Source organism: Amycolatopsis rhizosphaerae, from assembly GCF_007713715.1.
GTDB classification, from domain to species: Bacteria; Actinomycetota; Actinomycetes; order Mycobacteriales; family Pseudonocardiaceae; genus Amycolatopsis_E; species Amycolatopsis_E rhizosphaerae.
In genome coordinates this window covers 1-8,864 of the sequence record NZ_VJWX01000296.1, presented here as the reverse complement: position 1 = coordinate 8,864, position 8,864 = coordinate 1, and the positions used below count along the sequence as shown (strand labels likewise).

Below are 8,864 nucleotides of genomic sequence, written 5' to 3'. Positions count from 1 at the left end.
GGGTGGGACTCGCCCATGCAAGGACCGACTTTGCCGGGGTCCTGGCCGAATCGACCGTGAAGGGACCCTTCACGGCAGCGACTCAGGCGGCTTCGCCAGGGCGCTTGTGGTACTTGTCGACGTACTCCTGCTCGGACAGTTCGAGGATGGCGTACATGATCTCGTCCGTCACCGCGCGGCGGATCGCCGGAGAGGACTCGAGACCGTCGTAGCGGGAGAAGTCGAGCGGATCGCCGAAGCGCACCGTGACCTTCGCCAGCCGGGGCACCTTCTTGCCGATCGGCAGCATCTTCTCGGTGCCGGTGAGCGCCACCGGCACCACCTTGGCCCCGGTGGCCAGCGCGAGCGCGCCGACCCCGGTGTGCCCGCGGTGGAGCCGCCCGTCGAGGGAGCGGGTGCCCTCCGGGTAGATGCCGAACACGCCACCCTTGTCGAGCACCTTGCGGGCGGCTTCGAGCGCGGCCAGCCCGGCCATCGCGTTGCCGCGTTCCACCGGGACGTAGCCCAGTGCGCTCAGGAAGGCCGCCACGAACCGGGCCTTCAGGCCGCGTCCGGTGAAGTACTCGGCCTTGCCGAGGAACGACACCGGGCGGGGGGTGGCGATGGGGATCACGAAGGTGTCCACCGCCGCGCGGTGGTTGGCCGCCAGGATGACCGGCCCGGTCCTCGGCACCTTCTCCGCGCCGTGGACCTCCGGTCGGTAGACGAAGCGCGCCAGCGGCGCGAGTACCAGCCGGATCAACAGGTGTAGCAAGACTCCTCCAGTCCCGATCTCGTCCCCAGCATGGCACTTCCGCGCCCGGCCGCTCCAGGGGTGCCGGGAGACCGCCACGAAGTGGTGACCTGGCGGTACCCCGGGTCGCGCCCACGACGGTACGCTCCGGCTCCGCCCCCGGAAGCGGCACCGGGCGCCGCGCCACGCGACTCGCCGTGCTTGACGGACGCGGCACGCCGTCGTGTGTCACGATCGTCGCGTGACGACCGCGCTCATCTACCTCGTAGTCATGCTGCTCGTGGCGGCGGTGGTGTTCCTGCTGGCCGCCGTCGTGTTCGGGCGAGGTGAAGAGCTCGCCCCGCTGCCGCCGGGCAGTTCGCCCACGAGACTGCCCGTCCGTGACATCACCGGGGAGGACGTGCAGGCGGTGAAGTTCCAGCTCGTGCTGCGCGGCTACAAGATGTCCGAAGTGGACTGGGTGATTCGGCGGCTCGGTGGTGAGATCGACACCCTCCGTGCCCGGGTGCGGGAGTTGGAGGATGAGCGCGAGAGGTCGAGATGAGCGATCTGGTGGTTTCCGTCGAGGTCGCCGCACCCGCGGGGACGACCTGGCTCGCGCTGACCGACTGGCCGCGTCAGCACGAATGGATGCTCGGCACGGACGTCCGCGTGGTGTCGGGGGACGGGCGGAGCGTGGGGTCGCGCATCGCCGCGTTCACCGGTGTCCGGGGCATCGGGTTCACCGACACGATGGAGATCACCACTTGGGAGCCGCCGGTGCGGTGCGCGGTCCGTCACCTCGGCCGGGTCGTGCGGGGAAGCGGCGCCTTCCACGTGCATGCCAAGGGGCCGCAGGAGTCGGTGTTCGTGTGGTCGGAGAGCCTGGTCCTGCCGCTCGGGCCGCTCGGCAAACTCGGCTGGCCCGCGGTGAAGCCCGCGTTCAGGCTCGGTCTGCATGAGTCGCTGCGCAGGTTCGCGGCGTTCGCGGAGAACTATTCGATGGGGGAGAGATGACCGGCCTGCTGGGTTCCGACGGGGTCGCCCGATGCCCGTGGGGCAATTCCGCGCCCGACTACGCGGCCTACCACGACTCGGAGTGGGGGGTGCCGCTCCGCGGCCAGGACGAGCTGTACGAGCGGTTGTGCCTGGAGGCCTTCCAGTCCGGCCTGTCGTGGCTGACCATCCTGCGGAAGCGGGACGGTTTCCGGCGCGCCTTCGCCGGGTTCGTGCCGGAAAAGGTCGCCGAGTTCGGCGACGAGGACGTAGCCCGGCTTCTCGCCGACGCCTCGATCGTGCGAAACCGGGCGAAGATCCTCGCCGCCATCAACAACGCGCGGGCGATCGCGGAACTGGACCGGCCGCTGGACGAGTTGCTGTGGTCGTTCGCCCCGTCGGGACCGAGGGCGCGGCCGGCCACGATGGCCGAGGTCCCGGCCATCACCCCGGAGTCCAAGGCGATGGCTCGCGAGCTGAAGAAGCGGGGCTTCGCGTTCCTCGGGCCCACCACCTGTTACGCGCTCATGCAGGCCACGGGCATGGTCGACGACCACCTCCGGGACTGTTTCCGGGCGGGCTGAGCGCCCGGTTCGGCCGAAGGTCCTAGTACCTTCGCGGCTTCCGGCCGGACTCCCGGCACGGCAGGGTTCGCGCCATGCGTCGAATCCTGCTTTCCCGGCGGGCACGCGGCCTGCTGATCGCCGCGGTCACCGCGCTGGTCGTGGTGCTCGGGTCCGGGGTCGCCCTGCTGAAGGTCGCCGATGCGCGGAGCTTCCAGTTCTTCGGGGAAATCGTCGATCACGTGGACACCACCGAGAAGGTGGTCGCGCTGACCTTCGACGACGGCCCCGACCCGGCGGGCACCCGTCCCGTCCTGGACACCCTCGCCGCCCGCGGTGTGCCCGCCACGTTCTTCCTGATCGGCCGTGAGCTGGCCGCCCACCCGGAGCTCGGCAGGCAGATCGCCGCGGCCGGGCACGAACTCGGCAACCACACCTTTTCCCACCAGCGGATGGTTCTGGTGACTCCGGGTTTCGTCGCCGACGAGATCGAGGCGACCGACGCGCTGATCCGCCAGACCGGGTACGCGGGCGAGATCCTCTTCCGGCCGCCGAACGGCAAGAAACTGTTCGCCCTGCCGCACTACCTGGCCGGGCACCAGCGCAAGACGATCATGTGGGATGTGGAGCCCAACTCCTATCCCGAAGTGGACGCGAGTGCCACCGCCACCGCGAACTACACCGTCGAGCACGTGCGCCCCGGTTCGATCGTCGTGCTCCATGCGATGTACGCGGGGCGGCAGCAGACCCGGGACGCGCTGGGTCCGATCATCGACGGGCTCAGGCAGCGCGGGTACCGGTTCGTGACCGTGTCGCAGCTGCTGTCATCGGCAGGGTCGCACTGACCAGCCATTCCCCGTCCCGCGGGCCGAAGCGGATCGTGCCGCCCGCGTCCCGCACCTGCGCGGCGAGACCGGACAGGCCGAAGCCGGGCCGTGCGGTGGAAACCTTCGCGGCGTTGCGGACGGTCACGGTGACGCGGTCGTCGCCCTCGCACACCTCGACCCGGAGCCGCACCCCGGCACCGTTGTGCCGGAGCGCGTTGGCCGCGGCCTCGGCCACCACCCGTTCGGCGAGAGTCCGGACGGACCGGGGCAGCCCGGTCAGGTCGGGGTCGCGGTCCAGCAGCAGTCCGGCGGTGCGGAGCCGGGCGAGGACCTCGGGGAGGTCCGGGGGTTCCTCGTGGTCTTCCTGCAGGCTGGTCAGGGTGCGGCGGACCAGGGTCAGTGCGCCACGGCCCGCCGAAAGCAGCGTGTCGACACGCTGCCGGTCGGTTTCGTTGAGTTCACCGGCCGCGCGCAGCGCTTCGGCCTGCACGAGCATCACCGCCGTGCTCCGGGCCAGCGTGTCGTGCAGGCGGCGGGCCACCCGGTCGGTCCGCTCGGCGAACTGCCGCCAGCGTTCCAGGCCCAGCAACCAGGCCAGGAACCCGGTGCTCGCGGCGAGCACGGAGCCGTCGAGGAGACCCTTCGAGGGGAAGACCGCGGCGGCGACGGCCGCCACGACCAGCAGGCACAGTTCGGTCCGCACCACGCCGGCCACGCCGTACAACGCGACGAGCACGGGCAGGTACACCAGGTTGTTGTGCGGTGCCAGCAGGAGCCGGGCCACGGTGGCGGTGGCCACCAGGCCCAGTGCCGCCGACGGCCACCGGCGGCGGCCGAGCAGCGGGGCCAGTTGAGCGGCGCTGAGCAGCGCTGCCTGCCAGCCCAGCTGCGGCGACCAGGCCCCACCGGCCAGGAAGACCGCGGTCACGATCACCGCCGTGACGAAAACTTGGCGCATGGACCCGACAGTAGAGTGCGTCCGTGATCACGGTCGCCGTCGTCGATGACCAGGCGCTCGTCCGGGAGGGGCTGGCGCTCATCCTCGGCACCCGGCCCGGCATCGAGGTGACCGAACAGTACGGGTGCGGTGAGGACCTCCTCCGGCAGGACACGGACGTCGACGTCGTGCTCCTCGACCTGTACCTGCCGGGAATCGACGGGCTCGAGGTGCTGCGCAGGCTCCGGCGGAGCCCGGGGCGGCGCCCCCGGGTGCTGATGCTGACCACCGTCGGCAGGCAGCACGAGATCCGCCAGGCACTGGCCGCGGGGGCCGACGGGTTCGTGCTCAAGGATTCCACCGGGGACGAACTGGTGGCGGCGGTGCGGGCGGCGGCCGACGGACTCACGGCGATGAGCGCCTCGGCGACGGCCGCGCTGACCGGTACCCCCGAGGAACCGCTGACCCCGCGCGAACGCGACGTGCTGCGGCTCCTCGGGGAGGGGCTGTCCAACCGGGAGATCGCGGGCAGGCTGCGGCTGGCCGAACGCACGGTCAAGGTGCACGTGGGCAACCTGCTCGCCAAGCTCGGCGTCTCCACCCGCACCCAGGCGGCCCTGCTTGCCAGGGCGGAAGGCCCCTTGCGGAGGTGAGCTACTTGCCCTGGAAGGTGGGCTTGCGCTTCTCGACGAAGGCCTCGACCGCTTCCCGGTGGTCGGCGGTCGCCCCGAGAACGGCCTGCGCGGCGTCCTCGGCCGCCAGCGCCTCGTCGAGCGTGCTCTCCGCGGCGGTGCTCAGCACTTCCTTGATCTTGGCGTAGCAGACGGTGGGCCCGGCGGCGAGCTTCGCGGCCACCGCGTGCGCGCGCTTGGCCAGCTCCTCGTCCAGTACGACCTCGGAGACCAGGCCGAGCCGCAGCGCCTCGGCCGAATCCACCGTGCGGGCCAGCAGCATCAGTTCGGACGCGCGGCCGTAGCCGACCAGGCGCTGCAGCGTCCACGACGCGCCCGAGTCCGGCCCGAGCCCCACGTTGGCGAAGGCCATCAGGAAGTTCGCCGAACTGGCTGAAATCCGCAGGTCGCAGGCGTAGGCCAGCGAGGCGCCCGCGCCGGCGGCCGGGCCGTTGACCGCGGCCACCACGGGCTTGGGCATCTCCACGATCGTCCGCACGATCGGGTTGTAGTGCTCGGACACGGTCCGCAGCGGCCGCGGGTCGTTCGCCTGCAGCAGCGCGACGTGCTCCTTGAGGTCCTGCCCCGCGCAGAACGCCTTGCCCGCGCCGGTGAGCACCACGGCCCGCACCTCCGGCGCGTCCGCGGCCTCGCGCAGTGCCGCCAGCAGGCGCTCCTTGAGTTCGACCGTCAGTGAGTTGTAGGCCTTGGGCCGGTTGAGCGTGAGGGTGCGGACACCGTCCGCGTCGACGGTGAGCAGAACGTCCTCGGTGGTCACTGATGTCCTCCTGCCGATGGGGGCTCGCGAGCCGCATACCAGCACCTATGCAAACACGAAAAGATCGGTCCGCGTTCGCGCGCCCATGTTGATGAGGGAGAATGGCAGATGACACCCGGTTGGCTTAGACAAGCGCGACCCGGGCGCGCCGGTTGAGACGGAGGGAGCACGCTATGGCGGCCATGAAGCCCCGGACCGGAGATGGTCCCCTCGAGGTGACTAAGGAGGGGCGGGGCCTCGTGATGCGCGTTCCGCTCGAGGGTGGTGGTCGACTCGTCGTCGAACTGTCCGCCGAGGAGGCCAAGGACCTGGGCGTCGCCCTGCAGGAGGCCACCAGCTGAGCGTCCGGCTGCCCAGCCGCAGCACCACAGCACCACAGCACCACTTCCACCGGCCGACGTCCCGTCCGCCGGCTTTCGCCGTCCCCTCCGGGAGGTCACTCGATGGCGCGATTTCCCCTGCCAGCCCTGCCCAGTCGGCTGATCGACGTCGAGGTCGCCGACACCGCCCGCCGCGGTGCGCCGACCGCGGTACTGGTCCCGGCCGAGGGGGCGGAGTTCGAGGGGGTGCGCCACTCCGGCAAGGCCGGTGAGATCCGCGAGGTCGCGGGCGGGACGCTCCGCTGGGCGATCGGTGTCGGCGAGGGCGAGGACAAGGACTGGCGAGCCGCCGGTGCCTCCTTCGCCCGCACGGTGCGGCAGGCCGTCACCGACGGCCCGGCACTGAAGACGGTGCAGGTGGAGCTGGGGGCGGACGTCACCGGCGGGCAGGTCGCGGCGCTCGCCACCGGGGCACTGCTCGGCGGCTACCGGTTCAAGGTCACCACCGACACCGGGCCCGCGCTGCCGGTCCTGCGGCTGCTGACCCGCGACGAGCGGGCCGTCCCCGCCTACACGGAACAACTCGAACGGGTGCGGGTGCTGGCCGAGGCCGCCACACTGGCCCGTGACCTGGCGAACACGCCGTCGAACATCAAGAACCCGGCCTGGCTGGCGGAGACCGCCGAGCGGCTGGCCGCGGCGGTGCCCGGGCTGAGCGCCACCGTCCGGGACGAGCAGTGGCTCGCCGAGCAGGGCTTCGGCGGGATACTCGCGGTGGGCGGGGGTTCCGCCAGCCCGCCGCGGCTGATCGAGTTCGCCTACCGCCCGCGCGGAGCCGCGCGGCATCTGCTGCTGGTCGGCAAGGGCATCACCTTCGACACCGGCGGCCTGTCCATCAAGCCCGCCGACGGGATGCACCTCATGCGCACCGACATGTCCGGTGGCGGCGCGGTGATCGCGGCGATCCGCGCGATCGCCTCGCTGCGGCTGGGGGTGCGCGTCACCGCGCTCGTGCCCGCCGCGGAGAACCACGTCTCGGGCAGTTCGTACCGTCCCGGCGACGTGGTGCGGCACTACGGCGGGACCACCACCGAGGTCGGCAACACCGACGCCGAGGGCCGCATGGTCCTGGCCGACGCGCTGGTCTACGGCATCCGCCGGTTCCGGCCCGACGCCGTGGTCGACGTGGCGACCCTGACCGGGGCGATGAAGGTGGCACTCGGGCTGCGGACCGGTGGCCTGTTCGCCACCGAGGACGAGCTGGCCCGGCGCCTGTCCGACGCCGGTGGCCGGGTCGGCGAGGCGTGGTGGCGGATGCCGCTGCTGGACGAGCACGCCGACGCGGTACGCGGCGAGCTGGCCGACGTCCGCCAGACCCCGACGGGACCCGGCGGCATCACCGCGGCCCTGTTCCTGCGCGAGTTCGTCGGCGACGTGCCGTGGGCGCACCTCGACATCGCGGGTCCGGCCCGGGCCGAACAGGCCTACGCGGACGTGGTGCCCGGGGCCACCGGCTTCGCCGCCCGCACCCTGGTGGAGTTCGCCGCGTCCTACGCCTGACGGGGCGAGCGGGTGTCCCGCACGTGGTCGCGGAAGGCGCGGACGGCGGGGGTGAAATGCTCGCCAACGGGCCACACCAGCCCGATGGTGCGGGTGACCTTGGGCCACAGCGGGATTTCCACGACTCCGGCGGGGTGGCCCGCCCCGAAGCGGGGGAGCAGCGCGACGCCGAGCCCAGCCGCGACCAGTCCGCGCACGGTGTCGGATTCCTGGCCCTCGAACGCGATCCTGGGTTCGAAGCCGGCCTCGGCGCACAGGGCGTCCGCGATCTGGCGGAGGCCGTAGCCCGGTTCCAGCGTGACGAACTCCTCGTCGGCCAGTTCGGCGAACCGGATCCGCTGCCGCCCGGCCAGCCGGTGGCCCCGGGGCACGGACAGCAGGAGTTCCTGTTCGGTGAGCAGCGTGCCGCCGAAGGCAGGGTCGCCGATGGGCAGCGGGGCGACCAGTGCGAGGTCCACTTCGCCCGCGGTCAACTGGTCCATGATCCGCTGTCGCGAGCCCTGGACCAGGGTGAACCGGACGCCGCGGTGCCCGGCGCGGAAGTCGCGCAGCAGGTTCGGCACCAGCCAGCGACCGAGCAGGTGCAGGAAGCCGAGCACGACGTGGCCGCTGTCCGGCTCGAGTTCTTCGCGTGCCTGGCGGGCGCCCGCGGTGACCGTGGTCAGTGCTCTGGTCGCGGTGCCGGCGAGGATCGCGCCGACCCTGGTCAGGCGGATGCCCCGGCCCGCGGGCTCGACCAGCGGCGCGCCGACGGTCTCGGCGAGCGCGGCGAGACGGCGGCTCGCGGTCGGCTGCGGCACGCCCAGCCGCTCGGCCGCCCGGGTGATGTTGCCGGTTTCACTCAGCGCCGCCAGCAGGGCCAGTTCGGGGGCGAGCCGGGCGGCGAGCCGCTGGTCAGCGAGTTCTTCCCGGAAATCATTCACCATCGTATGAATCACCCCGGTTTGACGTATTAGACGCATTGTTTAGCTCAGCTTAGCGTCGGTTGCGTGACCGCTGACCTGCTCGCTCCCGGCCGGGTGGACACCCGGCGCGTCAAACTCGCCGTGGCCGCCGCGGGCATCTCGTCCTTCGCGCTGCTGTACGCGCCGCAGGCGGTGCTGCCCCAGCTCGCCGCGCAGTACCACCTCGACGCCGGAGCGGCCTCACTCGCGATCAGCGTCGCCACCGGGGCCCTCGCGATCGGTGTGCTCCCGATCGCCACCCTGTCGGAAGTCGTCGGGCGGCGGCCGGTGATCCTCACGTCGGTGCTCGCCTCCGCCGTGCTCGGCCTGCTTCTCCCGCTCGCCCCGTCGTATCCGGTGCTCCTCGTGCTCCGGGCACTGCAGGGCGTCGCGATCGCGGGCTTCCCCGGGGTCGCCGCGGCCTACCTCGTCGAACAGCTCGGAAAGCGCGGTGTCGCCTCCGCCGTCGGCGCCATGATCGCGGGCAACTCGGTCGGCGGCATGCTCGGCCGCCTGTCGACCGGTTTCACGGCAGGGGGACTGGGCTACCACGGCG

At 72.0% G+C, this 8,864-nt stretch carries 12 protein-coding genes; 8 read left to right on the top strand and 4 right to left on the bottom strand.

Going from position 1 to position 8,864, the window contains the following annotated elements; genetic code table 11:
• Positions 1-82: 82 nt before the first annotated feature.
• Complete coding sequence (locus FNH05_RS24820) at positions 83-754, bottom strand: lysophospholipid acyltransferase family protein (protein WP_144591121.1); 672 nt, start codon at positions 752-754, stop codon at positions 83-85.
• A gap of 220 nt (positions 755-974) precedes the next feature.
• On the opposite strand from FNH05_RS24820, the gene FNH05_RS24815 reads away from it, so the two are divergent.
• From FNH05_RS24815 to FNH05_RS24800, 4 genes are all read left to right on the top strand, one after another.
• Positions 975-1,277 carry a DivIVA domain-containing protein gene (locus tag FNH05_RS24815; RefSeq protein WP_144591120.1) on the top strand — a complete coding sequence of 101 codons (303 nt, stop codon included), beginning with the start codon at positions 975-977 and terminating at the stop codon, positions 1,275-1,277.
• A complete protein-coding gene (locus FNH05_RS24810; protein ID WP_144591119.1) occupies positions 1,274-1,729 on the top strand; it encodes an SRPBCC family protein in 456 nt (151 codons plus the stop codon). Before FNH05_RS24815 ends, FNH05_RS24810 begins: the two co-directional genes overlap by 4 nt.
• The gene (locus FNH05_RS24805) at positions 1,726-2,292 is read left to right on the top strand and encodes a DNA-3-methyladenine glycosylase I (protein WP_144591118.1); all 567 of its coding nucleotides are present in this window, start codon (positions 1,726-1,728) and stop codon (positions 2,290-2,292) included. Before FNH05_RS24810 ends, FNH05_RS24805 begins: the two co-directional genes overlap by 4 nt.
• A gap of 74 nt (positions 2,293-2,366) precedes the next feature.
• Entirely contained in the window at positions 2,367-3,116 is a 750-nt protein-coding gene (locus FNH05_RS24800) for a polysaccharide deacetylase family protein (RefSeq protein WP_144591117.1), read from the top strand.
• Here FNH05_RS24800 and FNH05_RS24795 read toward each other — a convergent pair.
• Positions 3,052-4,056, bottom strand: a complete 1,005-nt coding sequence (locus FNH05_RS24795) for a sensor histidine kinase (protein ID WP_144591116.1) — start codon at positions 4,054-4,056, stop codon at positions 3,052-3,054. The genes FNH05_RS24800 and FNH05_RS24795 overlap by 65 nt on opposite strands.
• A 23-nt stretch (positions 4,057-4,079) precedes the next feature.
• Here FNH05_RS24795 and FNH05_RS24790 point away from each other — a divergent pair, with 23 nt between their 5' ends.
• On the top strand, positions 4,080-4,688 hold the full coding sequence (locus FNH05_RS24790) for a response regulator transcription factor (protein ID WP_144591115.1): 609 nt from the start codon (positions 4,080-4,082) through the stop codon (positions 4,686-4,688).
• Between the two features lies 1 nt (position 4,689).
• Here the strand turns inward: FNH05_RS24790 and FNH05_RS24785 are convergent, their stop codons facing one another.
• Positions 4,690-5,484 (bottom strand): enoyl-CoA hydratase-related protein, encoded by a 795-nt coding sequence (locus tag FNH05_RS24785; RefSeq protein WP_144591114.1) that lies wholly within the window; start codon positions 5,482-5,484, stop codon positions 4,690-4,692.
• Positions 5,485-5,657: 173 nt separating this feature from the next.
• Between FNH05_RS24785 and FNH05_RS24780 the strand changes: the two genes are divergently transcribed.
• Positions 5,658-5,825 carry a DUF3117 domain-containing protein gene (locus FNH05_RS24780; RefSeq protein WP_081617745.1) on the top strand — a complete coding sequence of 56 codons (168 nt, stop codon included), beginning with the start codon at positions 5,658-5,660 and terminating at the stop codon, positions 5,823-5,825.
• A gap of 102 nt (positions 5,826-5,927) precedes the next feature.
• A complete protein-coding gene (locus FNH05_RS24775) occupies positions 5,928-7,364 on the top strand; it encodes a leucyl aminopeptidase family protein (RefSeq protein WP_144591113.1) in 1,437 nt (478 codons plus the stop codon).
• On the opposite strand, the gene FNH05_RS24770 is transcribed toward FNH05_RS24775, so the two are convergent.
• Positions 7,355-8,290: a LysR family transcriptional regulator gene (locus tag FNH05_RS24770; RefSeq protein WP_144591112.1), complete on the bottom strand. Its 936-nt coding sequence runs from the start codon at positions 8,288-8,290 to the stop codon at positions 7,355-7,357. The two genes, FNH05_RS24775 and FNH05_RS24770, sit on opposite strands and share 10 nt — an antisense overlap.
• Before the next feature lie 63 nt (positions 8,291-8,353).
• Between FNH05_RS24770 and FNH05_RS24765 the strand changes: the two genes are divergently transcribed.
• Positions 8,354-8,864: MFS transporter (locus tag FNH05_RS24765; RefSeq protein WP_246127929.1), on the top strand; the 511-nt coding region annotated here is incomplete at its 3' end.

Bases quoted from the DNA above. Each gene is read 5' to 3' on its own strand.
- FNH05_RS24805 (WP_144591118.1), top strand. From the start codon at position 1,726: ATGACCGGCCTGCTGGGTTCCGACGGGGTCGCCCGATGCCCGTGGGGC.
- FNH05_RS24795 (WP_144591116.1), bottom strand. From the start codon at position 4,056: ATGCGCCAAGTTTTCGTCACGGCGGTGATCGTGACCGCGGTCTTCCTG.
- FNH05_RS24770 (WP_144591112.1), bottom strand. From the start codon at position 8,290: ATGGTGAATGATTTCCGGGAAGAACTCGCTGACCAGCGGCTCGCCGCC.
- FNH05_RS24775 (WP_144591113.1), top strand. From the start codon at position 5,928: ATGGCGCGATTTCCCCTGCCAGCCCTGCCCAGTCGGCTGATCGACGTC.
- FNH05_RS24780 (WP_081617745.1), top strand. From the start codon at position 5,658: ATGGCGGCCATGAAGCCCCGGACCGGAGATGGTCCCCTCGAGGTGACT.
- FNH05_RS24810 (WP_144591119.1), top strand. From the start codon at position 1,274: ATGAGCGATCTGGTGGTTTCCGTCGAGGTCGCCGCACCCGCGGGGACG.
- FNH05_RS24800 (WP_144591117.1), top strand. From the start codon at position 2,367: ATGCGTCGAATCCTGCTTTCCCGGCGGGCACGCGGCCTGCTGATCGCC.